The sequence below is a fragment of the Streptomyces camponoticapitis genome, assembly GCF_014646115.1.
Lineage (GTDB): Bacteria > Actinomycetota > Actinomycetes > Streptomycetales > Streptomycetaceae > Streptomyces > Streptomyces camponoticapitis.
This window is the reverse complement of the sequence record NZ_BMMV01000003.1, coordinates 367,740-392,588: the sequence shown is the minus strand read 5'-3', so window position 1 is coordinate 392,588 and position 24,849 is coordinate 367,740. Positions and strand designations below refer to the sequence as shown.

Below are 24,849 nucleotides of genomic sequence, written 5' to 3'. Positions count from 1 at the left end.
CGGCGCGCATCACGTACGGCGTCGGGATCGGGCGGCGCGGCGACCACGCGTCGATCCGGTGCGGCCAGAAGCGGTTAAGCAGGTGATCGAAATCGGCCTCCGAACCGGCCCATTCGTACGGTTAGACTCACGCGATCGCACCGGGGACAGCAGAGGAGGCAGCGCTGATGGTGCAAACGAAGAAGCTCGCGCTCTATCTGGTCGTTGTCTTCGTGCTGTACACGATCATCACGTCGCCCGAACGGGCGGCCGATCTCGTCCAGGTGGGGTTCGAGGGCATATCCGACGCGGCCGAGGGCGTCGGCGAGTTCATGACCGAGCTCGTACAGTAGCCACGGCCGGACGGCGGCCCTTGACGGCGGCCGTGGACTCCGGCCGGCGGGCCCCGGCCCCGGGCGCCGCGTTCCGCCGCCCCTCGCCAGCCCCCTCCGCAGCGTCCTTCTTAGGAGATACCCCTTGATCCGCCACCTGGTCCTCTTCAAGCTCAACGAGGGCGTCTCGCGCGACGAGCCCCGGGTGGTCGCCGGCGCGCGCGCCTTCGAAGAGCTCGGCGGCAAGATCCCGGAGCTGGAGTTCTGGGAGTGCGGCTGGAACACCAGCGACCGCCCGATCGCCCAGGACTTCGCCATCAACGCGGCGGTCGCCGACGCCGACGCGCTGACCCGGTACGTGGAGCACCCCGACCACCAGGCGGGCGTCGCTCTGTGGCGAGAATTCGCCACCTGGGTGATCGCCGACTACGAGTTCTGATCGGTTCCGACCGGTTTTCCGGCCCTTGACCCTCCTGGCCCCACGCCTCACCGGCGTGGGGCTTTTCGAGTTTGAACGGGGAATTCTTCGTCAACACGGAGTTTTCTGGTGCTTGCACACAGTGGGCAAGTCTTGTGATGCTATGACCGCTTTTGACGGATGAGTTGACCGTAGTTGACTGCGAAGGGGTGGCGTGACCGTGCCGGCCAGTACAACGCCTCAAATGCCGCCCCAGATCGAGCCCCGGACGGAGGCCCGGACCGAGGCTCGGACCGAGGCCCGGTCGAACGACGGCCGGGCCGATGCGCGGACCGACACCCGGGACGACGACGACCGATCCGACGACCGATCCGACGACCGACCGGACGACCGACCCGACGATCCGACCGCGGCCCGGAGCGAGCCCCCGAGCGACGCCCCGCTCGTCGAGACCCTCAGCGAGAACGAGCCACGGCCGTCGACGCCGGGGACCCGGGGCGCCGACACCAGGGCGCTCACCCAGCTGCTCTTCTCGCAGATCAAGAATCTGGAGCGGGGCAGCCCCGAGCACACCCGGGTACGCAGCGCGCTCATCGAGGCGAATCTGCCGCTCGTGCGCTACGCCGCCGCCCGCTTCCGCAGCCGTAACGAGCCGATGGAGGACGTCGTCCAGGTCGGCACGATCGGACTGATCAACGCGATCGACCGGTTCGACCCGGACCGCGGCGTACAGTTCCCGACCTTCGCCATGCCGACCGTCGTCGGCGAGATCAAACGCTACTTCCGCGACAACGTGCGGACCGTCCACGTACCGCGCCGGCTGCACGAGCTGTGGGTCCAGGTCACCGGCGCCACGGAGGATCTGACCACGGCTCACGGCCGCTCCCCCACCACCGCCGAGATCGCCGCGCGGCTGAAGATCTCCGAGGAGGAGGTCCTCGCCTGCATCGAGGCCGGCCGGTCGTACCACGCGACGTCCCTGGAGGCGGCCCAGGAGGGCGACGGGCTGCCCGGCCTGCTCGACCGGCTCGGCTACGAGGACCCGGCGCTGGCCGGCGTCGAGCACCGCGATCTGGTCCGGCATCTGCTGGTGCAGCTGCCCGAGCGGGAGCAGCGGATCCTGATGCTGCGCTACTACAACAACCTGACGCAGTCACAGATCAGCCAGGAACTGGGCGTCTCCCAGATGCATGTGTCAAGGCTCCTGGCGCGAAGCTTCGCGCGTTTGCGATCCGCAAACAGGATCGAGGCATAGCTCTTCCGGGTAGTAGCCCCGGAGCGTCCCCACCAGCAGCAAATTCGCATACCCCCTCATTCCGGTGCAGATATGTCGACTTGGCGCTACAGCGTGTTGACGACATGTGACATTCTGCTGGAACCGCGTTTGCCGCAGTCCCACCGCCGGTATTCAGGTGGAGGCTGCGTTCCTTCGACGGGAGCGGCCACCGCGACCGTCAGCGACCTCAAGGGGGTGGCATGTCCGTAGAACAGGGCAGCTCGAAGGTGCTCACGCTCAACAAGAGCGACCAGGCACCGGACGACGCGCCGGATGCTCTCGACCGTGTGGCCGAACCGCGCGCGTCCCAGCCGGAAGTCATCGACACCCGCACTCTGTCCCGCTCCCTGTTCCTGCGGCTCGCCGTGCTCGCCCAGGACAGCCCGGAGCGCACCTACGTACGTGACACCCTCATCGAGCTGAATCTGCCGCTGGTGCGTTACGCGGCGGCGCGCTTCCGCAGCCGTAACGAGCCGATGGAGGACATCGTCCAGGTCGGCACGATCGGCCTCATCAAGGCGATCGACAGGTTCGACTGCGAACGCGGCGTGGAATTCCCCACCTTCGCGATGCCGACCGTCGTCGGCGAGATCAAGCGCTTCTTCCGCGACACGTCGTGGTCCGTACGCGTGCCCCGCCGGCTCCAGGAGCTGCGGCTGGCGCTGACGAAGGCCAGCGACGAGCTGGCCCAGAAGCTCGACCGCTCACCGACCGTTCCCGAACTCGCCCTGGTGCTGGGCGTGTCGGAGGAGGACGTGGTCGACGGCCTGGCGGTCGGGAACGCGTACACGGCCTCCTCGCTGGACTCGCCGTCCCCCGAGGACGACGGCGGCGAGGGATCGCTCGCGGACCGTCTGGGGTACGAGGACACCGCCCTGGAGGGCGTGGAGTACCGCGAGTCACTGAAGCCGCTGCTGGCCAAACTCCCGCCCCGCGAGCGGCAGATCATCATGCTGCGCTTCTTCGCGAACATGACGCAGTCCCAGATCGGCGAGGAGGTCGGCATCTCGCAGATGCACGTCTCACGCCTGCTGACCCGCACGCTCGCACAGCTGCGGGAAGGGCTGATCGCGGACTAGGGCCTGTCGTCTGGATCAGGCCGGATCAGGGAGCGCCCGCCGCGGCAGCGGCTGATGTCTCGATGGTGCGTCTGATCGCAAGGCGGAGGAGGAAGGCATGGCGGAGCCATGCCGACCGACGACAGCGCCGCGAGCGCGCGCACCAGGGACCGCGAGACCGGCAAGTTCCAGACGACAGGCCCGGAGGGCGGGCGTCATCGCGATGACGACGGCTCGGGTCCGACAGCGGCCGTGACGGCCGGTCCGAGTGCGGTCACCGCGGTGGCGCCCCGCATGGAGCGGAGCGCCACCGTCAGGAGTGAGACCTGGGCTCAGGAGTGAGCCCTCGGGCCTAAGGTCAGCCGAGCGCGAGCCAGGCGACCGCGGCCAGGATCACGACCACGGCCACGACGCCGACGATCAGTCCGGTCTTCGATCCGCTCTGCTGTGGCGCCTGACGACGCTGCGGCTCACCCTCGTCGACAAAGGCGCGGAACATCTGGGTGTTGCCCGCGGGGTCGGGATTTCCCTCGGGGCCCTGCGGGGCATGGGGGTTGTGTGCCATGAGCCAGGACCCTAGCGAACCTCGCACGGGTGCCCAACCCCCGGGGCCTTCCCAAGGCCGTACGGCACGCTCCCGGCGCCTCCACGCGGGCCTCCCGCGCCACTCCCGGCTCCCTTCACCCCATTGACCTCGGGCATGCGAAGCCTTTTAGGTTCCTTTACTCCTGATGCCGCTTTTTAGTTTGCCTTCAGCAACCAACCGCTTCTATGGTTGCCCCAAGCAACAACATGGGCGAGGGGTCTACGGAGGGGTCATGGCCGCCAAGAGTCAGTACGCGGAACTGGCCCACCAGCTCAGCGCCGTCGGCGCCGTGAAACGGGGACTCACCCGTGTCCTGCCCCCCGACTGTCCGGGCGGCTCCGCCGCCGTACTGACCCTGCTGGAGCAGCACGGCGAGATGCGGATGAGCCGCCTCGCCGAGTTGCTGGCCGTGGACATGTCCGTGACCAGCAGGCATGTGGCCCACGCGGCCGAGCGCGGCTGGATCGAGCGCGCCCCCGACCTCGCCGACCGGCGGTCCCGCATCCTGCGGCTCACACCGGCGGGCCGCGACCTGCTCGACGAGCTCGTACGGCGGACGACCGAGATGTTCGCCCGCGCGCTGTCCGACTGGTCGGACGACGAGGTCGGACAGCTCAACACCATGCTGGCCCGCCTGCGTGAGAACTTCGGCGACTGCCGGCCCGGCCGTTACGACGACGGCCCCGGCCCGTACGCCCGTACCCCCACACCCGCCTCCGGGCCCGCACCCGCACCCGCACCCGCACAGCGTGAAACGCCCGCGCGGCAACAGACGTAATAGACGAAGGAATTCAATGGCTACGACCACCACACCAACGGGTGTACGGGGCGGCCACGCCAAGCACGGCGGCGGCCCTCCCGCCCCGGCCGCGCCCGGCACGCCGATGACTCACCGTCAGATCATGGAGGCGCTCTCCGGGCTGCTGCTCGGCATGTTCGTGGCGATCCTCTCCTCGACGGTCGTCACCAACGCCCTGCCCGAGATCATCTCCGACCTCGGCGGCGGACAGAGCGCGTACACCTGGGTGGTGACCGCCTCGCTCCTGGCGATGACGGCCACCACTCCCCTGTGGGGCAAGCTCGCGGACCTGTTCAGCAAGAAGCTGCTGGTCCAGATAGCACTGACCCTCTACGTGGTCGCCTCGGCGGCGGCCGGACTGTCCCAGAGCGCGGGGACGCTGATCGTCTTCCGCGTCGTCCAGGGCATCGGCGTCGGCGGTCTCACCGCCCTCGCGCAGATCATCATGGCCGCGATGATCGCCCCGCGTGAACGCGGACGCTACAGCGGCTACCTCGGCGCGACCTTCGCCGTCGCCACCGTCGGCGGCCCGCTCATCGGCGGTGTCATCACCGACACCTCGTGGCTCGGCTGGCGCTGGTGCTTCTACGTCGGCGTCCCGTTCGCCGTCGTCGCCCTGATCGTGCTGCAGAAGACCCTCAAGCTCCCCGTGGTCAAGCGCAAGGTCAAGATCGACTGGACCGGCGCGTTCCTGATCAGCGCGGCCGTCTCGCTGCTGCTGCTCTGGGTCACCTTCGCCGGTGACAAGTACGACTGGGTCTCCGGCCAGACGTACGCGATGCTCGCCGGCACGGTCGTACTCGGCGCGCTCTTCCTCTACACCGAGTCGCGGGCCAGCGAGCCGATCATCCCGCTGCGCCTCTTCCGCAACCGCACCATCACCCTCGCGTCACTGGCCTCGCTGTTCGTCGGTATCGCGATGTTCGCCGGCACGGTCTTCTTCAGCCAGTACTTCCAGCTGGCGCGCGACAAGTCGCCGACGATGTCCGGTGTGATGACCATCCCGATGATCGGCGGGCTCTTCCTCTCCTCGACGGTCTCCGGCCTCGTCATCACCAAGACGGGACGCTGGAAGGCATGGCTCGTCAGCGGTGGTGTGCTGGTGACGGCCGGTCTCGGGCTGCTGGGCACCATCCGGTACGACACCGAGTACTGGCACATCGCGATCTTCATGGCGATCATGGGCCTCGGCGTCGGCATGATGATGCAGAACCTGGTCCTGTGCACCCAGAACCAGGTCTCCCCGCAGGACCTGGGCGCCGCGAGTTCCGTCGTCACCTTCTTCCGCTCGCTCGGCGGTGCCATCGGCGTCTCGGCGCTGGGCGCGGTGCTGGGCAACCGGGTCGCCTCGTACGTCAAGGACGGTCTCGCCGACCTCGGTCCGGACGCCGCGGCGGCCGGCCACGCGGGTACGGGCGGCGGGGGCATCCCGAATCTGGACACGCTGCCCGGCCCGATGCGGACCGTCGTGGAGGCGGCGTACGGGCACGGCGTCGCCGATGTCTTCCTCTTCTCGGCACCGGCCGCGCTGCTCGCCTTCCTCATCACGCTGTTCATCAAGGAGGTCGCCCTGAAGACGCGTGCCGGGGGTGACGCGGCGGACAGCCTGGAGAAGGCGCCGGTCGAGCCGCTGGTGCCGGTGGCCATGGGCGCGGAGGCGCCCGGAGCCATGGAGGCCGCGGTTCCGGCCCCGGCCCCCGCGCCGGCCACCCATGAGTCCCCGGGCGGCGCCCCGGGAACCGGCGGCATCCCCGTCCACGGCGTCGTACGCGGTGGCGAGGGCGGCGCCGTGCCGCGGGCCGCCATCACCCTCATCACGCCGGGCGGGCGTCAGCTGGGCCGTGCGGTCGCCGGGGGCGACGGCGGGTACACCCTGGACGCGCCCGAGGCCGGCTCGTACGTCCTGATCGCCTCGGCCGACGGCTACCAGCCGCAGGCCGTCACGGTGGCCGTCGGCGCGGAACCGCTGGCGTACGACATCCTGCTCGCCGGGACGAGCGGGCTCACCGGCTCCGTACGGAGCGAGGACGGCGATTCGCCCGTCGAGGGCGCGATGGTCATCGTGACCGACGTACGCGGCGATGTGCTGGCGACCGGCAAGACGGCCGAGCAGGGCGAGTTCGCCTTCGCGGAGCTGCTGCCCGGGTCCGTGACGGTCGCCGTGAACGCGACCGGCTTCCGGCCGCTGGCGCTGCCGGTGGAGATCGGCGCCCAGGGCGTGACCCGCGTCGAGGCCGTGCTGCGGTCGGGCGCGCTCGTCCAGGGCACCGTCCGGGCGGGCGGCGACCGGCGTCCGCTGCCGGACGCGCGTGTCACGCTGATCGACGCGGCCGGCAACGTGGTCGCCACCGCGACGACCGGGGACGACGGGGCGTACGGCTTCGCGGACCTGGACGCGGGCGAGTACACGGTCATCGCGACCGGCTACCCGCCGGTGGCCGGCACCCTGACCGTGGCCGGGCGCGGGATCGACGCCCACGACATCGAGCTCGCGCACCCCGGCGAATAGCCGGGGCGGGTGAGCCCGACCGAAGCCCCCGGGCGGGGCGCGTCCTCCAGCGGAGTCGCGCCCGGTCCGGCGGAAAGGGGCCCCGGTGAAGTGGTGGCGAGCCTGGGGACGGCGTGCCACCACCGAGCCGGGGCCCACCTCTTGGCCCCCGGAAGCCAGGAGGGCGGGCCCGGGAGAACCGCGAACGAGGAGAGAGAAACGGGATGGGACTACGCGCACAGGTACGGACACCGGACGGCTGGGCCGTCCAGCACGCCGTCGTGACCCTGACCGACAGGACCGGCACCCAGATGGTGCGCGCCGACGCGGACGCCGACGGGGTGGTGGCCGCCGACGCGGCGCTGGCGCCGGGGCCGTACACCGTGATCGTGACGGCCACCGGCTACGCGCCCGCCGCCGCGACCGCGTTCGTCACCGCCAGCGGTGTCGCCGACGCCGGGACGGTCGTCCTGACCCGGCAGGGCGGTGTCGAGCTGCCGCCGCCGGGTGTGTGGAACATCGACCCCGCGCACTCGTCGGTGGCCACGGTCGCCCAGCACCTCGGGTTCTCCACCGTGCGCGGGCACTTCGGCGAGTTCGGCGGGCGGATCGAGATCTCCGCGGTGCCGGAGCGCTCCCGCGTGGACGCGGTCATCGACGCGGCGACCATCGACACCGGCAACGGGATACGGGACAAACACCTGAGGTCGCCGGACTTCCTGGACGTGGAGCGGTACCCGGAGATCACGTACCACAGCACGGGGGTCAGCCAGTCCGGTCCGGACCGCTGGACGGTACGGGGCGAACTGGCGCTGCACGGCGTCGTACGGAAGGTGGGGCTGGACCTGTCGTACCTCGGGACCGGGCCCGACCCGTGGGGCGGCGAGCGGGCGGCGTTCCGCGCGACGACGGAGCTGCGGCGGGAAGACTTCGCCATGAACTACAACCAGGTGGTGCGGGCGGGGATCTCGGCGATCGGCACGACGCTGCGGGTGGAACTCGACATTCAGGCGGTACGGGAGGTTGGTCCGGGGGGCCCGGCCGCGCCGTAGGCTGCGAAGCATGGCACCCAACATCGCTACCAACACCACCGTGGGGCTCGACGAGTTGCTGGAGTTCGTCCGGCCCAGGCACCACGCGATCCTGCTGACCACCCGTTCCGACGGCCGCCCCCAGGGCTCGCCGCTGACCTGCGGCGTCGACGACTCGGAGCGGATCGTCGTCTCCACCTACCCGGAGCGCGCGAAGACGCGGAACGCGAAGCGTGACCCGCGCGCGAGCGTGATCGTCCTGTCGGACACCTGGGACGGTCCGTGGGTCCAGATCGACGGTACGGCGGAGGTGCTGGACGTCCCGGAGTCGGTGGAGCCGCTGGTCGAGTACTTCCGCAACATCTCGGGGGAGCACCCGGACTGGGACGAGTACCGCGAGGCGATGGTGCGGCAGGGGAAGTCGATCATCCGCATCACCCCGGAGCGGTGGAGCCCGATCGCCACGGGCGGCTTCCCGGCGCGGCTGGCTCCGCCGGAGTAACCGGGGAGCCGGCGGCGCCGGAGTGGCCGGGGTGGCCGGGGGTGCCGGGCCGGCTCAGCCGCGTCGGGGCGGCCGGAGTGGCCGGGCCGGCCGGGCCGGCTCAGCCGCGGGCCCGCATCGCCTCGATGCCCGCGATGAGGACTTCGAGCGCGAACGTGAAGTCCCGTTCGCGCATCTCCTCGACCGTCTCGCCGCCGCGCGCCTCCATCAGCTCCTCGGCCTGATCGAAGCGCCCCTGGTACTCCGGCTGTTCGTGGATCGCCCCCATGGCATACCGGTAGTACTGATCCTGGCCCACCCCCGCCTCGGCGCACCGCTGGACGAAGTGGCCCTCGATCGTGCCGAAGCCGTACACGAACTGGAAGACGGCCGACAGCGCGCCCATCTGGCCGTGCGCCGGCAGGCCCGTACCGCGCATGACGCGCTGCACCGCGGTGGAGAACTCCATCGAGTGCGGGCCGATGTTGAGGAACCTGCCGACGAGCGGCGAGACCCAGGGGTGGCGGACGAGCAGGGCCCGGTAGCTGATGGCGAGGGCGCGCAGTTCGTCGCGCCAGTCGGAGTCGGTGCCGGAGCCGGCTGCCACGTCCGGGTCCGCGCCCGCGTGGACCGGTTCACGGACGTCGATCTCCGTGTAGACGGAGTCCAGGGCGAGTTCGAGGAGGTCGTCCTTGGTGTCCACGTACCAGTACAGGGACATCGCCGTGACGCCCAGCTCGGCGGCCAGCCGCCGCATGGAGAACTTGGCCGGGCCCTCCGCGTCGAGCATCCGTACCGAGACCGCGGTGATCCGGTCCCTGTCGAGCCCGGTCGGGTGGTCGGAACGCTCACTCTTGCGGCCGCGGGCGGCGGGCTTCCCCTCCAGCCATACGCTGGTCCGCAGGGACTGCTTCGCCTTGTCGGCTGCCGACTCCATGGATGAGCCTCCTCGGTTCCTCGGCCCGTTCGTGCGGATCCGATGCTATGCCGCGGATGTCCCAGGACGGTCAGCGCGCTCGGCACGGCGCAGCAGCAGCGCGGCGAGCAGACCACCCGCCAGCACCGCCACCGCCCCGACCAGTTGGCTGGTCTCCAGTCCCGAGGCGAACGCGTCGGAGATACTGGCGCGCTCCGCGTCCCCGCCGGGGCCCGCCTCCACGGCGGCGAGCGCGGCGGGCAGCGAGGACGCGCCCACACTCACTGGTACGAGCGCGGCGAACCGCGAGTTCAGTACGGCTCCGAGCACGGCGACGCCGAGACCGTTGCCGAACTCCCCGAGCGTGCCGTTGACGCCCGCGCCGACGCCGGCCTTCTCCGGCGGGATCGCGCTCATGATGGCGTTGGCCATGGCGGGCATCGAGAACGCGACGCCCACGCCCATCACGACGAGTCCGAGCAGCATTCCGCCGTAACCGCCGGCGCCGAGGACGGCGATCGCCGCGAGACCGGCTGCCACCAGGGTCATGCCGACGGCGATGGTGACGGGCATGCCCATCTTCCGTACGAGCCAGGGTCCGAGGCCCGTGAAGTTGAGCGCGACGACGGTGACCGCGAGCGGGGCCGTGCGCAGACCGGCGTCCAACGGGCCGTATCCCAGCACGAATTGAAGATGCTGCGTGAGCAGGAACAGCGAGCCGGTCATACCGAAGGCGACGAGGACCACGCCGCCGACGGCACCGACGAAACGCCGGTTCCGGAAGAAGCTCATGTCCAGCATCGGGTGGGGGACGCGCGACTCCCAGGCCACGAAGGCGCCCAGGGCGAGCAGACCGACCGCCGCCGGGAGCAGCACCCGGCCGGACGTCCAGCCGTGGTCGGGGCCCGAGATGATCGCGTACACGACGGCCGTCATACCGACGACGGAGAGAAGCGCGCCCAGCAGATCGGGCCGGTCGCCCTCCTTGCTCCTGGATTCCGGTACGAGCGCGACGACGGCCGCCAGGCCGAGCACCACGACAGGGATGTTGATGAGGAAGATCGCGCCCCACCAGAAGTGGTCGAGCACGGCCCCGCCGAGCACCGGGCCGGCCGCGAAGCCCAGTGAATTGACCGTCGACCAGAGGGCGATGGCCTTGATGCGCTCCTCCTCGTCGAAGATCTGGACGATGACCGCGAGCGTGGTGGTGAGCAACAGGGCGCCGCCGACGCCCATTCCGGCGCGGGCGGCGATCAACTGCCCGGAGGACTCGGCGAGTCCGGCGGCCAGCGAGCCGAGGCCGAACAGGACGAGGCCGACGACGAGCATCCTCTTGCGGCCGTAGCGGTCGGCGGCGTTGCCCGCGGTGAGCAGAAGGCCGGACTGGACGAGCGAGTAGGCGTTGATCATCCACTGGACGTCGGCGGTCGACGCGTTCAGTTCGGTGGTGAGGGAGGGGATGGCGACGCTGAGGACCGTGTTGTCGATGAGCACGGTGAGCTGGGCGAGACAGATGACACCGAGGATCAGCCAGCGCTGGGGGTGGCGGCCCTGTGGGATCGAGGGAGCGAAGGGGGCGGTGGTGCGGTTGCCGTCGGCCGAGGCCCTCACGCGGAACTCCTTTACGGTGTACGGGACCGACTGGCCCCGTACACCGTACAAGAATCTCTCTTACGACGTATAGCTACTTTTCGGGGGTACCTTCCGGACCGCCCCCATCGCCGCCACCCCGTTCACTCCCCCGGCTTGATCAGATATCCCGCCCCGCGCCGGGTGTGGATCATGGGCGACCGGCCCGCGTCGATCTTCCGGCGCAGATAGGAGATGTAGAGCTCCACGACGTTCGCCTGGCCGCCGAAGTCGTACGACCAGACGCGGTCGAGGATCTGCGCCTTGCTCAGCACCCGCCGCGGGTTGCGCATCAGGAAGCGCAGCAGCTCGAACTCGGTCGCGGTGAGATGGATGGACTCCCCGCCCCTGCTGACCTCGTGACTGTCCTCGTCGAGCGTCAAGTCGCCGACGGCCAGGGCCGATTCGCTGCGTACGGCGGCGGTGCCGGAGCGTCGTATCAGCCCGCGCAGCCGTGCCACGACCTCTTCCAGACCGAAGGGCTTGGTGACGTAGTCGTCACCGCCCGCGGTGAGCCCGGCGATCCGGTCCTCCACCGCGTCCCCGGCCATGAGGAAGAGGACGGGCACCTGCGGCAGCTCGGCGCGCAGCCGCCCGAGGACGGCGATGCCGTCCATGTCGGGCAGCTTCACGTCCAGCACCACCGCGTCGGGCCGGAACTCCCGCGCCGAACGCAGGGCGCCCGCGCCGTCACCGGCGCTTCGGACGTCCCACCCCTCGTAACGGAGGGTCATGGACATGAGCTCGGCGAGCGAGGCTTCGTCGTCCACGACGAGGACCCGGACGGGGCTGCCGTCCGGCTTGATCATCTCGGTGCGCCCCCTGGGCGAGGTGACGGTCATGGAGCCCACAGTGGGGAATCCGCCTGAGAACGTCCTTGCCGCTTCCTGTGAATTCCCTGAGAACGCGGGCGGACGTGGGACGTGGGACGTGGGTAGGAGGTGCGGCGCGTCAGTCGCGGTCGTCGCCGGTGACAGCGCGGCGGGCCTCACGCCGGCCCGCGTAGCGCTCCTTGCGATTGGCGCTCCTGGCCCACTCCTGCCGTTCCTTGATGTGGGAACGCACTTTGCATCCGGCACAGCAGGGGCGGCTGATCAGCGTCATGAGCGTCCGGACCCACCGGCAGCGGGTGTCCGTGTCCTCGCGCGTCGGGCGCGGCGGCAGATCGCAGGGGCCGTGACGATGGTCGTGAACGGGCAGGGGGTGGTGCTCCGCGTGGCGGACCCACGGCGGTTTGGTCTTGTCCGTGCGGGACATCTCGTTCCTTCCGGAACCCGCCGCCCGTGCTCCCGGAGTCTCCGGGCGGGCGGCTAGGTCGTCCGCTTCACGGCGTCACCTCCTTCTGGTGTTGTGCCGGGCTGCCCACGGCAGTGAACAGCCTTTCAGAGTAGGGGAATCGCTCTCCTCAGGCCATGTCTTTCAGATCGAGTCCGAAGAGGCGGACGCCGTTCCCGTAACAGACCGCGCGTGTCCAGGCGTCGCCCAGCCCGAGCCCTTCGAGGACCTCCAGCTGGTGGAGATACGGATACGGGATGTTCGGGAAGTCCGTACCGAGCAGGATCCGGTCACCCAGATCCGCCAGCCGCGCCTTCGCGTCGGCCCCGGCCGGGAAGGGCGCGAAGGCCTCGCTGAAGTCGGTGAACGCCATCGTCGTGTCGAGCAGGACTCCGTGGTAGCGGTCCGCCAGGTCCAGGAAGTCCGTGTACTCCGGCATCCCCATGTGCGCGAAGACGAGCCTCAGTCGGGGATGGCGCGCGAGCAGCCGCCCGACCGGCTCGGGTCCGGTGTACTTGCCGGGCTGCGGGCCCGATCCGCAGTGCATGACGACCGGCACGGCGGCGTCGGCGAGCAACCCCCAGACCCGGTCGAGGCGTTCGTCGTTGGGGTCGTAATCCCCCACCTGCAGATGGGACTTGAAGACCCGCGCGCCGGACTCGACGGCCTCGCGCACGTACGTCTCCACTCCCTCCTCCGGGAAGAGGGTCGCGGTCTGGAGGCAGTCGGGCATCCGCGCGGCGAATCCGGCGGCCCAGCCGTTGAGCCAGTCGGCCATGCCGGGCTTGTGGGGGTAGAGCATCGAGGTGTAGGCGCGGACGCCGAACGCGCGCAGGAGCGCGACGCGTTGGTCCTCCTCGTGCCGGTAGGTGATGGGCCACTCCATACCGGTGAGGGGGCCGACGCTGTCGAAGTACGCCCATACCTTCCGCAGGACTCGGTCCGGCATGAAGTGCGTGTGTATGTCGACGAGTCCGGGCAGCGAGAGCCGTTCCCGGAACTCCCGCACGGCCTCGATCTCCGCGGCTGCTTGATCATCCATCCCTCCAGCCTCCGACCCGGAGGGCGTGCTGTCCAGCAGCCGTCGTTGTCGCCGCGGTGGGTGGAGCGGTCAGAAGAGCCCGTCCTGTACGACGGGGTCGGCGCCGGCCACGTCGCGTACGGGCACGGTCACGGAGACGCCGCCGTCGCCGGCTCCGGTGGCGGCTCCGGTGGCGGCTCCGGTGAGCTCCCAGCCCCGCAGGAGCCGGGTGTCGAGGACGAGCAGCGCGCCCTCCCCGCACTCCAGATGCAGATCGGGCCCGGCGGCGGCCACGAGCCGCCCGGCGACACGCCCGCCGTCGACCAGTTCGCCGATCACACCGGTGACGGGCGGGGTCCCTGCCAGGCCGAAGACACCGACATGGTCGACGGGTTCGAGAGCGGCGCGCTCCAACGACTCGGGCCACCCGGTGAGGGCGACAGCCCGCTCGTACAACTCCCTCACCTCCTGGGCGCGTTCGGCGGGGACGGTGGGCAGGGCGGCGCGTACGGCGCGCTTCGCGGCGTACGGAACGCGGTCCGGCACCCCCAGCGCCGTCCGCAGCAGCTCCTCGGTCCGCCGCGCGGCCATCAGCGGCCCGCGCCCGAGCCGGGTGAACACGACGGCGCCCTGTTCGAGCAGCCGGGCGGCCCCGCGCGCCTCGGCGGTGATCCCGACCTTGACCATGCCGGGCCCGAACCACGCCAGGTAGACGGTGTACGGCTGGGGGTCGTCGGCGACGGTGTCGGCGGCCACGGACCGCGACCGGTCGAGCCGCGCGCAGTCGGCGCACTGCCCCCCGGTACTCCGCCCGCCCACGACGGCCCCGAGCGGGCACTCCATCCCCCGTACCCCGGCACAGCGCCGCTCTCCGACGACCCGGAACCCGAGCTCCCGCCCGTACACGAGCGCACTGCGCCGCTCCCGCGCACCGTCCCGCCACACGAGCTCACCTCCGCCGGGACTCCACCGCAGCCCCTGGCACCGCCAGGCCATACGCACTCCTCGCTCTGGGTGTCGGCCGACCCAGGGTGTCAGCCGGCCGCGCCGTGCGCGGCCTCGACGACCGGCTCGAAGGAGACATCGGCCGCCCGCGCGACGACCTCCACCTCGTCCCCGAGCGCCCACTCGGCGACCCGTGACACCGTCGCCGCCGGGACGACGTCGCTGATGCCCTCGGCGGCGGGGGCGTCGTACGTAGCGTGGGCGTCGTGCGGCAGGACGACCCGGTACCCCCGCGCCAGCGCGGTCCGCGCGGTGGCCGATACGCACATCTCGGACATCACCCCGCACACGACGATCCCCCTCGCCCCGGCCGCCACCAGCAGCCCGCCGAGCGGCGTCCCTTCGAACCCGTCGTCCCGCCTCTTCCGCACGACCACCTCGCGCTCCCCCTCGACCACGGGCAGAGCGAGCTCCCAGCCCGGGGTGCCGACTTCGTCGTCGGCCCCGGCGGGCCCGTCGTTCTGCAGATGCACGACGAGCACCCCACGCTCCCGCGCCCGCCGCAGCAACCCCTCGATCGCTTCCCGCACGGGCCGGGCCGCGGGGACGGCCCCCTCCCCGGTGAAGAAGGCACTCTGCACATCGACCACAACCAGTGCCCGCACTCCCGCGTCGTCACTCATCCAGCGATGATCGCCGCCCGCGGCCGGTCCTCACAAACGGTTAAGTTCCCCAACAGGGAAGATGCCATGACGGAGCGCGACCGGGACGACGACACGTACCACGAGGCGCCGGCCCGCGCGGAACGTGCGACTCGTTCCGGCTGGACGGCAATGAAGATCCTCGCGGTGCTGCTCGCCGTCGCGGTGCCGGCGCCGGGGCTTCTTGTGGTACCGGGCGGCATCGCCGTCGCGTTGTCCAACTACTGACCGCGTACTGCCCACTGTCGACGAAACCGCCCTACGCGGTCATTGGAGCCACGTGCTGTCGGGGCCGCCGAACAGCTCCCCGGGGGCGGCGAGGCGCACCGTGCGGAGCGGAGTCCCGATCCAGGCCGGATCGAAGGCGAGGCCCGTCGTACGTTCCATGAGCGCGAGGGACTCCGCGCAGAGGCGGCCCATGTGAAAGGCGACGTCCTCCGCCCACGCGGGGACCTCCGGCCGGGGGTCCAGCCAGTCCGCGTCCTCCATCTCGGAGGGGTCGAAGGCGCCGTCCACCCGGCCGTCGACCGCGCGCAGGAGCTGATAGCGGGCGTTGACGTCCACGTGGAAGCTGAAGAACTCGCCGTCTCCCGCCGAAGCCCGCCGGCCGATCTCCGGAAGGCTGCCGTGATACCCCCACTCGATGGCGACGACGTGCTCCTTGGCGGTGACCACGCGAAGCAGCTCGTAGTCCTCGTAGAGATGGTCCGCCTGTTCGTCGGCGGCCTCGGCGAACGTCATGAGCCGTGATTCCCCGGGATCGCCGCCGAACGCCCGGATCACCTCGTCCTCGGACTTCCCGGCGACCACGGAGAAGGTGTACGCCTCCGGCGTCTCCGAATCGGCCCACGCGTACCGAGCAACGAGGTCTTCCCACACCGCGACGTCTCCCTGGTCCCTGGAGTCGAGCACTTCCGCCATCGAGCGGCGCACTCTACGGGCTCCGGGCGGTCGACCGGCGCGCAGGGCAGCGGTGACGGCTCCGCGCACGTGGCGGGCAGCGGTGACGGCTCCCCCGCGCGCTCACGCCCGCGGAATGTCCCGCCCGGTCTGCCGGTACTCGACCAGCAGCACCCGGCCGTCCAGGACCCGCCGGCCGACCAGTTCCAGCTCCGCCGCCGCCACGCCCGCGAAGAACGGTTCGCGGCCCGATGACCCCACGAGCAGGGGGAACGTCATCAGCCGCAGCCGGTCGACCAGGCCCGCGTCGAGAAGCTGCCGGGCGACGGAGAGACTTCCCATGGTGCGCAGCGGTACGTCGCTCTCCGCCTTGAGCCGGCCGATCTCGCCGACGAGGTCGTCACGGCAGACGCGGGTGTTCGGCCACGAGACCGTCTCCAGCGTCCTGGAGAACACCACCGCGTTCAGATCACTCATCCGCTGCCACGACTCGTCCCGCGCCTCCTCGGGCAGCCCCGCCAGCGCCTCGTACGTCCGCCGCCCGAAGACGACCAGCTGCGGCTCGGCAGCCTCTGTGGTGATCCACTCCTCCAGGTCGGGGCCGTGGTAGCCGAAGTAACCGGGGGAGTTCTCCCCGCCGGCCCATCCGTCGACCGAGACGAAGATATCGACAGTCAGTGTCCGCACAGCTGCTCCTCAAAGCTCCTGGGGGTGGACGACCCCACCCACACAGAAGACGTCGGAGCCACACCGGACTTCTCGACAGCGGCCACGACCGTTCACCCCGCGGCACCTCGTCCGGAGTTAGGGCGGCCCCGACCCGTTGAGCCAGAACGCGCCGTAAAGAGCCGCGACAAGTATCTCCCCACCCACTATCACGTAGACGAGAAGCGGTTTGGCCTTGACCATCGCCGCAGCCAACGGAAGCAGCAACGGGAAGGCGGGCATGAGCAGTCTCGGCTTCGATCCGAAATACCCGGAGGCACCGATCGCCATCGCGACCACAATGGCCGAGTAAATGACCAACAAGTGGGACCGCGACTGCCTGAGAATTATTCGATGGACAGAGAAGACAGCAACAATCATCGCCACCAGCAACAGCGGCCAGACTCCCTCGACACCAACGCCTGACGCCACGAAGCGCGAGAAGGAGACCCCGCCGTCGAATCCGTTGCCCCACTGGGCCTGGACATCGAGGTACCCGAACACATCGCCTTGCCGAACACCCACCCAGAGAACAAACCCAACGGCTCCCAGGGGCGCCACGACCCCAGCCACCACGACGCGCCACAACTCCGCTCCCCCGGCGGCAGGTTCCCTCCTCCGGCGCAGAACCTCCCGCACCCCGGCGAAAACAACGGCCGCGGCCACCGCGAGCCCCACCGGCCGCGTCAGCCCAGCGGCGCAGGCAAGGAACCCCGCGGACAACCACCTGCCCCGCATGACCGAGTACAGCGCCCACGCGGCCAAGGCCACGAACAGCGACTCGCTGTAGGCCATGGACTGCACGATGCTGACCGGAAGAGCGGCCCAAAGACAGACCGAAATCAGGGCAACGGGCTTGCTGTAGAGATGTTCCGCGATCAGATAGATCCCACAGGCCGCGAAGACGGACGCGACGGCACTGATCACCAGCCCCGCATCCGCGAGGTCCGTACCGGAAGCCGCCGAAACTCCTTTCTCAAGCCACGGCAGCATGGGAAAGAACGCCGTACTCGACAGATGCCGCCCATCGGGCGCGACCAGCGAGAAGTCGTATCCATGCCGGGCTACGCGTTCGTACCAGAGGGAGTCCCACCGCTGGGAGAGCAATTCATGCGTGCTCGCCCCGGCGGCTCGCGACCAGATCCCCAGCACCAGAAGGCAGAAGAGGCGCACCGCGCAGAACACCGCGACGACGCGCGGCATTTCGCGGTTCATCGCGCCAGAAGCCCGCGCGACGAATCCCCTCGTAACTGAGACCTGACCGCCCTCAGCCGACCGCATCGACATCCGACCTGATTTCATCCGACTCTACTCATGAGGTGACCTGTCCGGCCGACGTCCTCTGGAGAAGATGAGCCGCAAGCCCTCAGCATGATAGGGAGGGCGCCGGACACCCCAGTAAGCCGGTACGGCAGGATCACCTCGCCCGTGGCGGCCAGGAATCGTCCGTCGGCGCTCAGGCCCATGGTCAACGGTCGCCGGGCGGCCAAGGGGTGGTCGTCGGGACCGACCACCATCCCCGCGGCTCACTTCCCGTACGCGACCAGCGAGTTGGTGGCCGGAACCACCACGAGCCCGCCGCCGGCGCCGAGGCCGGTCAGTGGCTCGGACACGTTGTGCTCGTCGGGCTTGTTGATCGGCGCGCCGACGTCGGTGGACCACACCGACTGACCGGTGGCGCCGTTGAGCGCCCACAGCCGACCGGTCAGGGAGCCGACGTAGACGTAGCCGTTGACGACGATCGGCGCCGTACTGATCTGGCCGTCGCCCTCGAACTTCCAGCGTGTGTCCAGCGTGCGGCTGTGTCGCTCCTGAAGGACACCCTCATCGACGAAGTAGCCCTGCCGGCCGTCGAAGGCCGGTGCGGGCGCCCCGTCGGTCGCCTCGTAAGTGCCGCGGACCTTCCCGTCGGCGACATTGAGGACCGCGGGAGTCATCCCGGCATCGTCGCGTACCCAGACACCGCCGTCCGCGAGAACAGGGGTACGGCCACCGCCGCCGCCACAGCCCGTCTCGTGGTGCCAGATCGGTTCGCCCGACTTGGGGTCGAAGGCGTAGGTCTGCTCGCAGGCGTACGACACGTAGACCCCGTCGGCAGTGACGGCGGGCGAGCTGTTGTCCCCGTTCGCGACGGGCCGGGTCCAGAGCACCGCGCCGCTGGCGGCGTTCACCGCGTACAGCGTGCCGCCCGAGCCGGCGCCGCCCGTGTACACCACACCGCCGGCGAAAGTGGGCGGCGAGGTGAAGGCGTACTGGTCGGGCAGCTTGACGGTCCAGATCTCCGCCCCTGTGGCCGGGTTGAACGCCGTGAGCACGCCGTCGTAGTTCTGCGCGTAGAGCCGGCCGCCCCCATAGGCGAGCGCGGACCACCGGTAGGTGCCACCGAGGTCAACGGGCTCCCAGGCATTGTCGCCGGTGGCCGCGTCGATGGCGTGGAGGACGGTGCCGTACCCGTTCGGCGAGGCCGCGGTGGCGAAGACGCGCCCGCCGGCGACGATCGGGTAGGAGACGTTCCCGCCCAGGTCGCGTGACCACTTCTGACTGAGGGGCGGCGCGCCCACGGCGGAGTCGAGGAGACTGCCGTCGTGCCGTGCGTTGATCTGGTAGGTGGTCGAGACGCCGGTCTGACTCGGCTCCACCGGTCGCGCCCCGGCGGGCGTCACGAGCACGACGACCGAGAACACCGCATCGAACAGGGAGGCGACGGTTCTTCGAAGTTTCACTCAAGGATCCCTCATCATCGAGCACCGCGAAGGCGATGCACCCAGCCCGAACAAGTTCCCCGCTCCGGTGCCCCACTTCGAGGCCCGTAGTCCTCGAAGGACCTCGCAACTGCCCTCTCTGCGCGGTTAGTTGTCGGTCGTGAGCGGGCGCCCGCGATCCCCATCGAGTGCGGTCACCCCGCCATATGGCCGCGAGTTGGGGGTGGGAATCGACGACCCGGCGTCCTGGTGTCCGATGCCGTCCAGATCCGCCCGCGGCGAGAGCACGGCCACCTGATGGCACCGCAGACTCCACAAGGCTCGCGACACGGCGCACGCCGCTCAGGCGGCAGGACTTAATCGCATGAATCCGCGTTTGTCATACATGAGCTAGTCAGAAGCGCCACGATGGATGTACCACCGTGAGAGGCCATACATGACTACAGCTCTTACCAAAGGCGGCAATACAGCCTTGTCCGCGGCGGTCTGCCGCGTCACCCTCACTTCACCCACCACGGGCATCGACGTCTCCGCCGTCCTGCTCGGACAGAACGGCAAGGTACGGAGTGACGACGGGCTCGTCTTCTACAACCATCCGTCGCAGGACGGGGTCGCGCTGAAAGGGCAGACGATCGTCGCGGATCTGGCCACAGTGCCCGCCACGGTCGACCGCATCGCGGTTGTCGCCAGCATCGACCCAGAGCTGCGGGCAACCCACTTCGACGCGGACAACACCCCCCACGCGGTCATCGAGTGCGGGAGGTCACGAATCACGTTCACTCCACCTCCGCTCGCACATCGGGAGACGGTGGCCATCCTGATCGAGCTCTACCGACGTGCAGGCGACTGGAAAGCACGGGCTGTTGGTCAGGGATGGGACACCGGACTCGCAGGTCTCGCGTCCGACTTCGGCATCGTTGTGGACGACCCCGGGCCGTCGGCGGCCAAGACTCCGCCCGCGTCGCCGGCGGCACAAGCCCAGCACTCGCCCACCAGGCCGCCGCGCCCCCTCGTCCCGCTCGGCAAGGTCGCCCTCGCCAAGGCAGGCCAAGCGACCATCGACATGCGCAAGGACGACACAAGTCTCGTCGTGACGGCCGCACTTGAGTGGAACGGTGGAAGCGCTGCCAGACAACAAGCCGGCGCGGACCTGGACCTGTACGGCCTGTACATCCCCGGAAGTTCTGTCACTCCACACGGCGAGCGCCCCAACAAGTCGGACGAGGTCGTCTACTACCGGCATCTCGGATCAGTCTCTCGTCCGCCCTACATCGCCCTGGACGGCGACTCCCAGGTGCCAGGCCGCGAGACCATCACCATCCGACGGCCCGACCTCCAGGGCTACGTGCTTCTGTGTGCCTACAGCGCCGTGGAGAACGGCACGGGTTCGTTCAAGTCGTACGGGGCACGGGCAGTGATCACCGACGGGCGGGGCTCCACGGTGACGGTGCCGCTGTTCAACGACCGCAACTTGTCCTACTGGGTTGCCATTGCCCTCATCGACTTCACCGTGCCCGGCGGCGCCCAGATCCGGCACGTGGAGAAGTACAGCGACGACCACGAGGAGGCCCGTCCCACGCTGTACTCGAACGGAAGCTTCTTGATGGGAACTGGACGGATCGAATTCAAGACCGGGTAGCCGGCGACGATACGAGGGCAGAACCCACCTGGCTCGTCGCCTTTAGCCGTGTGGGGGCTCGGGGGCGTAGGCGACGCACTGCGAGTTATCGGAGTCAGGCACTTCCGCCACGGCATAGGCGAGAGGCCCCGGACTCTCCGTCCGGGGCCTCTCGCCTGCTGTGCACTCGGCAGGATTCGAACCTGCAACCTTCTGGTCCGTAGCTCTATGCGGAGCGGCTGTTGGTGGTCATACCGGTCCCGACGCGGCTCTTCGAGGGTGCCACCGGTCGGGCTCGGTTGCTGGGGTTGCTGTACGGCGCTGCTGTACTCGCTACAGGTTGATCAGCCTCGGGTACGCACCTGGACGCCCGTACGCCAGGATGTGCGGCAGCACCTCGCGCATGCGTGCCACGTCGACCGCGGCGCGTGTCCATGTCCCGTATCCCCTTCGAGCAGGTTCCCGACGACGTCCGCCAGGCCGTCGCCGACAAGATCGGCGCCGTGCATCAGGCGGTGACCGCGAGCGGCGGCATGAACTCCGGCATCGCCTCGGTCCTGGAGACTGACAGCGGTAGCGTCTTCGTGAAGGGCATCCCGGTCGACCACCCGCAGGTCGGCGCACAGCGCCGCGAGGCCGCCGTGGCCCCGCACCTGCCAACGTCCTGCCCTCGCCTGTACTGGCACCTGGAGCTGGACGGCTGGAGCCTGCTGGGCTACGAGGTAGTCGAGGGCCGTGGCACGCCGACTACGCGCCCGGGTCGCCGGACGTGCCGCTCGTGGAAGCGGCTCTCGCCGAGCTGCAAGGGGTCACGGCCCCGGCCGACCGGGCGCCCTGGCGCTGCGCCTCATGGATGTCGGCCACCCGGTGGACTCGGCCCTCGCCTTCGTGGCCCGCTTCCCGTCGTGGCGCAGTGCGGCGCCCGAAGTCCTGGGCGCGTTCGGTCTGGCTACCGCGGCCCTGTGGCGGGAGATCGCCGACGAGGACGATGCGGAGTGGAAGCGGTCGATGGCGGAGCGGGCGGCGACGCTGGCTCACGTCCTGGGTGGGGGCCTGTAGGTGCTCTCGGTTTCGGGTACGGCACCCAGTTCGGGCGTCGACCCCCGGGGGCTCCTGAGGGCGGGTGAGGCGCCTGACGAGCGGGAGCATACGGGGTAAAATCGGTTGTAATAGCCTCAATGTCGGGGCGTGTAAGTTCCGGGGCCCGGGACTTCTCCACGGGCTTCACCAGACTTCGAGGAGTGGCATCCCATGGGTCTCGCCGATCGGTTCAAGGAAAAGTCGCGGGCGCTCGCCGACCAGGCGAAGAAGAAGAGGGGCGAAAACGCCGGGGTCGCCGAAAGGACCAGCAACGCCGGCGACACCGGTAGCGGCCCCAACGCCGGCGACACCGGTAACGCCCGCAACGCCGGGGACGCCGACAAGACCGGCAACGCCGGGGACCCCGGCAGAGGCCTCGGCCCCCGCGACACCGGTAACGCCCGCGACGAGTAGTCAGAGCGTTCCCGGCGGGGCTCCGACAGCGAAGCGCGCGTGCCAGGCGTCGCGAAGGCGGGCGGGGTGTAGGCCGTCATGTTGCACGCTCCCTGACCTGCGGATATGTCTCACGTACTTCTGCCGATCGTGGGTGTGAACTGGGTGTGATCTTGAAGGAGTGAGAGGTACGCGGGAGGCGCCCCATCGGTCACTGTCAGGTAGTAACCGCAGGTCAGAGCCCGACGGCTGGAATGTCCTTGGGGGACGCAGTCAGGGCGGCGGGATTTGAACCCACGACCTCTTCGTCCCGAAGCACCTTGGGCGGGGGCGCTGCTTAGGCGAGTGCATCGCTCGCCTGCGCTGACGGTCCGCAGGAATTCGCCCATGTTCAAAGCTGTTCGTGGGCGTTGTCACGCGGTCAGACACTCACTCGGGACATGGACCAGCCGCGGTGCTGCGCTAACGAGGTCGCGGAACGGTGGGCACTGCGCACCCAGGTGAAGTCACCTGCCCGGCAGCAGTTCCAGAACCTGCCTACCCGATGCCAGCCGCCCACGAAAATCGCGGCCAACACCGAGCAACCGGCGATCAGCCACGGGCGAAGATCGTCGCTGGCGCCCAGGCGAGGCAGCGCAGCGTTCGGGTCGGCGTCAATCTTCAGAGACTCTGCTCGAAGTGCCCCCACAACGAGGGCCGCGTGGGCCCGTGCGGCTGCCGTCCTCGGTGATCGGCCCGGAATGATGGGCACGCGAAGGGCACGGGACCGCCACCGACCACCGCTTCAGGAGCTAGGTGGGGGCAGTCGAAGTCTGGCCTGCAAGAAGTCGACGTCAGCGCTGTCGAGCTTTAGCCCTCGCTAGCAGCCGCAGTGCCCTGTGAGTTCCCCGCCCCATCTGGCGCGGTAGTGGCAGGGGAAACGCCGTCGGGTTCAGCTCGGCGCTGCTCCTCCCGCGTAGCCAACCATCAGGTCTGCGATGACATCGAGAGCGGTTGCCGCCCAACTCTTCATCGTGCTTCCGGTTGCACTCATGCGGTCTCCCTCCAAGTCGGTCTCATCGTTTGCGGGGCCAGATAGAGCGGCTGCCACGTACTTGAGGCCTACGGCGGCGGAGAGGAACAGGACGAGACTCGGCAGAGCCGAGCTCAACCCAACGGAACACCCGGCACACGTGCAACTCGCTCCTGGTCGCTCTCACGGTGCACCCGAAGATTGCTGAACGCATCCTCCGGCACTCACAGATCGCGATGACGATGGAGGTCTACACCGAGGCGAGCGAGGAACAAGTACGCGCCGCGATCGGGAAGCTGTCGGACGCCATGGGCGGTATTGGCTGACAGCGGTTGACGCGGTTGCTGTACTTCGCCGCAGTACCGCCCAACGCCAGAGGCCCCGGACTCATCGTCCGGGGCCTCTGGGCTGCTGTGCACTCGGCAGGATTCGAACCTGCAACCTTCTGATCCGTAGTCAGATGCTCTATCCGTTAAGCTACGAGTGCGTGCCGTGCTGGGCTTTTTGGGCCCCTCCGCGTTGCGAGAACAACATTACATGACCTGCGGCGTCACGTGAAATCCATTAGCCGCACCCCGCCTGAGCTGCGGAAACGACCCGAACAGGCGCCCCGAACGGCCGAAGCCCCGGCCTGGTGGACGGGGCTTCGGTGATCGATGCGCGGAGGCGGAGGGATTTGAACCCTCGATGGGCTTTAAGACCCAAACCGCATTAGCAGTGCGGCGCCATAGACCGGACTAGGCGACGCCTCCAGCACACCCGCGCGGGCGCGGATGGTGCGTGTCAGATGATGACACAGCCGAGCGCGGTGTCACCAATCGCCGCCCACGGTACTAGGCGGGAAGCCCGCAGGGCAAAGCACTTCTTCGCGCCCCCGGTCCGTGCGCAACGACTGGGCCCCACGCGCGTTAGTGATGCCGGGCGCGCTCCGGCGGGCCCTTCGGAATCGTCTGCCGTCTGGAGTTCCCGTGTCGCGTCGTTTCTCCCTCACCGTCACCGCCGGCGTCGCCGCCTCGCTCGCCGCCGTGGGGGCCGCCGCGCCCGCCGCGGCCGCCGTCGGCCCGTTCGACCTCGCGCCGCTGCCGCTTCAGTCGCTGTTCCAGGAGCAGGGACAGGCGCGGGAGCAGGACCGGCTCACGGTGACCGTCGTCGACACCAACATCACCCGCGCCGACGGTACGTACGAGCTGCGCTGCGGGCCCGCCGCCGGTACGCACCCCGAGGCGGCCTCCGCGTGTGCGCGGCTGGACGAGATCGCCGCCGACGGCAAGGACCCGTTCACGCCGGTGCCCAAGGGCCAGATGTGCACCATGCAGATGGGCGGGCCCGCCACCGCGCGGGTCACCGGGACGTGGCAGGGCCGGAGCGTGGACGCGACGTTCAGCCGTAAGAACGGCTGCGAGATCTCCCGCTGGCAGAACCTCGTCCCCGTACTTCCCGCCGCCCGGGGCTGAGCCAGACGTCGCACGCGGGCGCGGGCAGGGCGGGCGGGGGAGCGCGGAGA

General features: G+C 69.6%; 26 protein-coding genes, 2 tRNA genes and 1 pseudogene. 15 read left to right on the top strand and 14 right to left on the bottom strand.

The window, feature by feature from the left end:
• The first annotated feature begins 167 nt into the window (after nt 1–167).
• From IEY79_RS06870 to IEY79_RS06850, 5 genes are all read left to right on the top strand, one after another.
• The gene (locus tag IEY79_RS06870) at nt 168–332 is read left to right on the top strand and encodes a hypothetical protein (RefSeq protein ID WP_189106395.1); all 165 of its coding nucleotides are present in this window, start codon (nt 168–170) and stop codon (nt 330–332) included.
• 124 nt (nt 333–456) lie between these two features.
• A complete protein-coding gene (locus tag IEY79_RS06865; RefSeq protein WP_189106394.1) occupies nt 457–750 on the top strand; it encodes a Dabb family protein in 294 nt (97 codons plus the stop codon).
• 223 nt (nt 751–973) lie between these two features.
• The gene (locus IEY79_RS06860; protein ID WP_373292479.1) at nt 974–1,984 is read left to right on the top strand and encodes an RNA polymerase sigma factor SigF; all 1,011 of its coding nucleotides are present in this window, start codon (nt 974–976) and stop codon (nt 1,982–1,984) included.
• Between the two features lie 221 nt (nt 1,985–2,205).
• Complete coding sequence (locus IEY79_RS06855; RefSeq protein WP_189106392.1) at nt 2,206–3,084, top strand: RNA polymerase sigma factor SigF; 879 nt, start codon at nt 2,206–2,208, stop codon at nt 3,082–3,084.
• Between the two features lie 108 nt (nt 3,085–3,192).
• Nucleotides 3,193–3,405 carry a hypothetical protein gene (locus IEY79_RS06850; protein ID WP_189106391.1) on the top strand — a complete coding sequence of 71 codons (213 nt, stop codon included), beginning with the start codon at nt 3,193–3,195 and terminating at the stop codon, nt 3,403–3,405.
• A gap of 16 nt (nt 3,406–3,421) precedes the next feature.
• Here IEY79_RS06850 and IEY79_RS06845 read toward each other — a convergent pair whose 3' ends face one another.
• On the bottom strand, nt 3,422–3,628 hold the full coding sequence (locus IEY79_RS06845; protein ID WP_189106390.1) for a hypothetical protein: 207 nt from the start codon (nt 3,626–3,628) through the stop codon (nt 3,422–3,424).
• A 253-nt stretch (nt 3,629–3,881) separates the two neighbouring features.
• Between IEY79_RS06845 and IEY79_RS06840 the strand changes: the two genes are divergently transcribed.
• The 4 genes from IEY79_RS06840 to IEY79_RS06825 all read left to right on the top strand — a co-directional run bounded on the left by IEY79_RS06840 (nt 3,882) and on the right by IEY79_RS06825 (nt 8,469).
• Nucleotides 3,882–4,427 (top strand): MarR family winged helix-turn-helix transcriptional regulator, encoded by a 546-nt coding sequence (locus IEY79_RS06840; RefSeq protein ID WP_189106389.1) that lies wholly within the window; start codon nt 3,882–3,884, stop codon nt 4,425–4,427.
• A gap of 106 nt (nt 4,428–4,533) precedes the next feature.
• The gene (locus tag IEY79_RS06835; protein ID WP_506359040.1) at nt 4,534–6,957 is read left to right on the top strand and encodes an MFS transporter; all 2,424 of its coding nucleotides are present in this window, start codon (nt 4,534–4,536) and stop codon (nt 6,955–6,957) included.
• 203 nt (nt 6,958–7,160) lie between these two features.
• Nucleotides 7,161–7,988, top strand: a complete 828-nt coding sequence (locus IEY79_RS06830) for a YceI family protein (RefSeq protein ID WP_189106387.1) — start codon at nt 7,161–7,163, stop codon at nt 7,986–7,988.
• Between the two features lie 10 nt (nt 7,989–7,998).
• Entirely contained in the window at nt 7,999–8,469 is a 471-nt protein-coding gene (locus tag IEY79_RS06825; protein WP_189106386.1) for a PPOX class F420-dependent oxidoreductase, read from the top strand.
• A 100-nt stretch (nt 8,470–8,569) separates the two neighbouring features.
• On the opposite strand, the gene IEY79_RS06820 is transcribed toward IEY79_RS06825, so the two are convergent.
• From IEY79_RS06820 to IEY79_RS06790, 7 genes are all read right to left on the bottom strand, one after another.
• Nucleotides 8,570–9,385, bottom strand: a complete 816-nt coding sequence (locus IEY79_RS06820; RefSeq protein ID WP_189106385.1) for a TetR/AcrR family transcriptional regulator — start codon at nt 9,383–9,385, stop codon at nt 8,570–8,572.
• 45 nt (nt 9,386–9,430) lie between these two features.
• Complete coding sequence (locus tag IEY79_RS06815; protein ID WP_189106384.1) at nt 9,431–10,975, bottom strand: MFS transporter; 1,545 nt, start codon at nt 10,973–10,975, stop codon at nt 9,431–9,433.
• Nucleotides 10,976–11,097: 122 nt separating this feature from the next.
• Entirely contained in the window at nt 11,098–11,835 is a 738-nt protein-coding gene (locus IEY79_RS06810; RefSeq protein WP_308426652.1) for a response regulator transcription factor, read from the bottom strand.
• A gap of 109 nt (nt 11,836–11,944) precedes the next feature.
• On the bottom strand, nt 11,945–12,250 hold the full coding sequence (locus IEY79_RS06805; protein WP_189106383.1) for a hypothetical protein: 306 nt from the start codon (nt 12,248–12,250) through the stop codon (nt 11,945–11,947).
• Between the two features lie 148 nt (nt 12,251–12,398).
• A complete protein-coding gene (locus IEY79_RS06800; RefSeq protein ID WP_189106382.1) occupies nt 12,399–13,310 on the bottom strand; it encodes an amidohydrolase family protein in 912 nt (303 codons plus the stop codon).
• A gap of 69 nt (nt 13,311–13,379) precedes the next feature.
• Nucleotides 13,380–14,285: a DUF2797 domain-containing protein gene (locus tag IEY79_RS06795; protein WP_189106381.1), complete on the bottom strand. Its 906-nt coding sequence runs from the start codon at nt 14,283–14,285 to the stop codon at nt 13,380–13,382.
• A gap of 38 nt (nt 14,286–14,323) precedes the next feature.
• On the bottom strand, nt 14,324–14,917 hold the full coding sequence (locus IEY79_RS06790; RefSeq protein WP_189106380.1) for an isochorismatase family protein: 594 nt from the start codon (nt 14,915–14,917) through the stop codon (nt 14,324–14,326).
• A gap of 66 nt (nt 14,918–14,983) precedes the next feature.
• Between IEY79_RS06790 and IEY79_RS06785 the strand changes: the two genes are divergently transcribed.
• The gene (locus IEY79_RS06785; RefSeq protein ID WP_189106379.1) at nt 14,984–15,163 is read left to right on the top strand and encodes a hypothetical protein; all 180 of its coding nucleotides are present in this window, start codon (nt 14,984–14,986) and stop codon (nt 15,161–15,163) included.
• Nucleotides 15,164–15,202: 39 nt separating this feature from the next.
• On the opposite strand, the gene IEY79_RS06780 is transcribed toward IEY79_RS06785, so the two are convergent.
• From IEY79_RS06780 to IEY79_RS06765, 4 genes are all read right to left on the bottom strand, one after another.
• Nucleotides 15,203–15,856 carry a DUF6461 domain-containing protein gene (locus IEY79_RS06780; protein ID WP_189106378.1) on the bottom strand — a complete coding sequence of 218 codons (654 nt, stop codon included), beginning with the start codon at nt 15,854–15,856 and terminating at the stop codon, nt 15,203–15,205.
• Nucleotides 15,857–15,958: 102 nt separating this feature from the next.
• Complete coding sequence (locus tag IEY79_RS06775; RefSeq protein WP_189106377.1) at nt 15,959–16,522, bottom strand: dihydrofolate reductase family protein; 564 nt, start codon at nt 16,520–16,522, stop codon at nt 15,959–15,961.
• Between the two features lie 117 nt (nt 16,523–16,639).
• Complete coding sequence (locus IEY79_RS06770; RefSeq protein WP_229700700.1) at nt 16,640–17,755, bottom strand: glycosyltransferase family 39 protein; 1,116 nt, start codon at nt 17,753–17,755, stop codon at nt 16,640–16,642.
• Nucleotides 17,756–18,066: 311 nt separating this feature from the next.
• Entirely contained in the window at nt 18,067–19,263 is a 1,197-nt protein-coding gene (locus tag IEY79_RS06765) for an outer membrane protein assembly factor BamB family protein (protein WP_229700699.1), read from the bottom strand.
• A gap of 391 nt (nt 19,264–19,654) precedes the next feature.
• On the opposite strand from IEY79_RS06765, the gene IEY79_RS06760 reads away from it, so the two are divergent.
• From IEY79_RS06760 to IEY79_RS06745, 4 genes and pseudogenes are all read left to right on the top strand, one after another.
• A complete protein-coding gene (locus tag IEY79_RS06760; RefSeq protein WP_229700698.1) occupies nt 19,655–20,881 on the top strand; it encodes a TerD family protein in 1,227 nt (408 codons plus the stop codon).
• An 828-nt stretch (nt 20,882–21,709) separates the two neighbouring features.
• Nucleotides 21,710–21,919, top strand: a complete 210-nt coding sequence (locus IEY79_RS37255; protein WP_229700697.1) for a hypothetical protein — start codon at nt 21,710–21,712, stop codon at nt 21,917–21,919.
• Nucleotides 21,920–22,111: 192 nt separating this feature from the next.
• Nucleotides 22,112–22,354: a hypothetical protein gene (locus tag IEY79_RS06750; protein WP_189106375.1), complete on the top strand. Its 243-nt coding sequence runs from the start codon at nt 22,112–22,114 to the stop codon at nt 22,352–22,354.
• 1,134 nt (nt 22,355–23,488) lie between these two features.
• A pseudogene (locus tag IEY79_RS06745) lies at nt 23,489–23,671 on the top strand (site-specific integrase); the annotation flags it as partial.
• 88 nt (nt 23,672–23,759) lie between these two features.
• On the opposite strand, the gene IEY79_RS06740 reads toward IEY79_RS06745, so the two are convergent.
• Nucleotides 23,760–23,832: transfer RNA gene (locus IEY79_RS06740), tRNA-Arg, on the bottom strand.
• A gap of 174 nt (nt 23,833–24,006) precedes the next feature.
• Nucleotides 24,007–24,097 (bottom strand) — tRNA-Ser (locus IEY79_RS06735).
• A 216-nt stretch (nt 24,098–24,313) separates the two neighbouring features.
• Between IEY79_RS06735 and IEY79_RS06730 the strand changes: the two genes are divergently transcribed.
• Nucleotides 24,314–24,799 (top strand): SSI family serine proteinase inhibitor, encoded by a 486-nt coding sequence (locus IEY79_RS06730; protein ID WP_229700696.1) that lies wholly within the window; start codon nt 24,314–24,316, stop codon nt 24,797–24,799.
• Nucleotides 24,800–24,849: the final 50 nt, after the last annotated feature.

Bases quoted from the DNA above. Each gene is read 5' to 3' on its own strand.
- IEY79_RS06870 (WP_189106395.1), top strand. From the start codon at position 168: ATGGTGCAAACGAAGAAGCTCGCGCTCTATCTGGTCGTTGTCTTCGTG.
- IEY79_RS06860 (WP_373292479.1), top strand. From the start codon at position 974: ATGCCGCCCCAGATCGAGCCCCGGACGGAGGCCCGGACCGAGGCTCGG.
- IEY79_RS06855 (WP_189106392.1), top strand. From the start codon at position 2,206: ATGTCCGTAGAACAGGGCAGCTCGAAGGTGCTCACGCTCAACAAGAGC.
- IEY79_RS06850 (WP_189106391.1), top strand. From the start codon at position 3,193: ATGCCGACCGACGACAGCGCCGCGAGCGCGCGCACCAGGGACCGCGAG.
- IEY79_RS06845 (WP_189106390.1), bottom strand. From the start codon at position 3,628: ATGGCACACAACCCCCATGCCCCGCAGGGCCCCGAGGGAAATCCCGAC.
- IEY79_RS06840 (WP_189106389.1), top strand. From the start codon at position 3,882: ATGGCCGCCAAGAGTCAGTACGCGGAACTGGCCCACCAGCTCAGCGCC.
- IEY79_RS06835 (WP_506359040.1), top strand. From the start codon at position 4,534: ATGACTCACCGTCAGATCATGGAGGCGCTCTCCGGGCTGCTGCTCGGC.
- IEY79_RS06830 (WP_189106387.1), top strand. From the start codon at position 7,161: ATGGGACTACGCGCACAGGTACGGACACCGGACGGCTGGGCCGTCCAG.
- IEY79_RS06825 (WP_189106386.1), top strand. From the start codon at position 7,999: ATGGCACCCAACATCGCTACCAACACCACCGTGGGGCTCGACGAGTTG.
- IEY79_RS06820 (WP_189106385.1), bottom strand. From the start codon at position 9,385: ATGGAGTCGGCAGCCGACAAGGCGAAGCAGTCCCTGCGGACCAGCGTA.
- IEY79_RS06810 (WP_308426652.1), bottom strand. From the start codon at position 11,835: ATGACCGTCACCTCGCCCAGGGGGCGCACCGAGATGATCAAGCCGGAC.
- IEY79_RS06805 (WP_189106383.1), bottom strand. From the start codon at position 12,250: ATGTCCCGCACGGACAAGACCAAACCGCCGTGGGTCCGCCACGCGGAG.
- IEY79_RS06800 (WP_189106382.1), bottom strand. From the start codon at position 13,310: ATGGATGATCAAGCAGCCGCGGAGATCGAGGCCGTGCGGGAGTTCCGG.
- IEY79_RS06795 (WP_189106381.1), bottom strand. From the start codon at position 14,285: ATGGCCTGGCGGTGCCAGGGGCTGCGGTGGAGTCCCGGCGGAGGTGAG.
- IEY79_RS06790 (WP_189106380.1), bottom strand. From the start codon at position 14,917: ATGAGTGACGACGCGGGAGTGCGGGCACTGGTTGTGGTCGATGTGCAG.
- IEY79_RS06785 (WP_189106379.1), top strand. From the start codon at position 14,984: ATGACGGAGCGCGACCGGGACGACGACACGTACCACGAGGCGCCGGCC.
- IEY79_RS06780 (WP_189106378.1), bottom strand. From the start codon at position 15,856: ATGGCGGAAGTGCTCGACTCCAGGGACCAGGGAGACGTCGCGGTGTGG.
- IEY79_RS06770 (WP_229700700.1), bottom strand. From the start codon at position 17,755: ATGAACCGCGAAATGCCGCGCGTCGTCGCGGTGTTCTGCGCGGTGCGC.
- IEY79_RS06760 (WP_229700698.1), top strand. From the start codon at position 19,655: ATGTACCACCGTGAGAGGCCATACATGACTACAGCTCTTACCAAAGGC.
- IEY79_RS37255 (WP_229700697.1), top strand. From the start codon at position 21,710: ATGGATGTCGGCCACCCGGTGGACTCGGCCCTCGCCTTCGTGGCCCGC.
- IEY79_RS06750 (WP_189106375.1), top strand. From the start codon at position 22,112: ATGGGTCTCGCCGATCGGTTCAAGGAAAAGTCGCGGGCGCTCGCCGAC.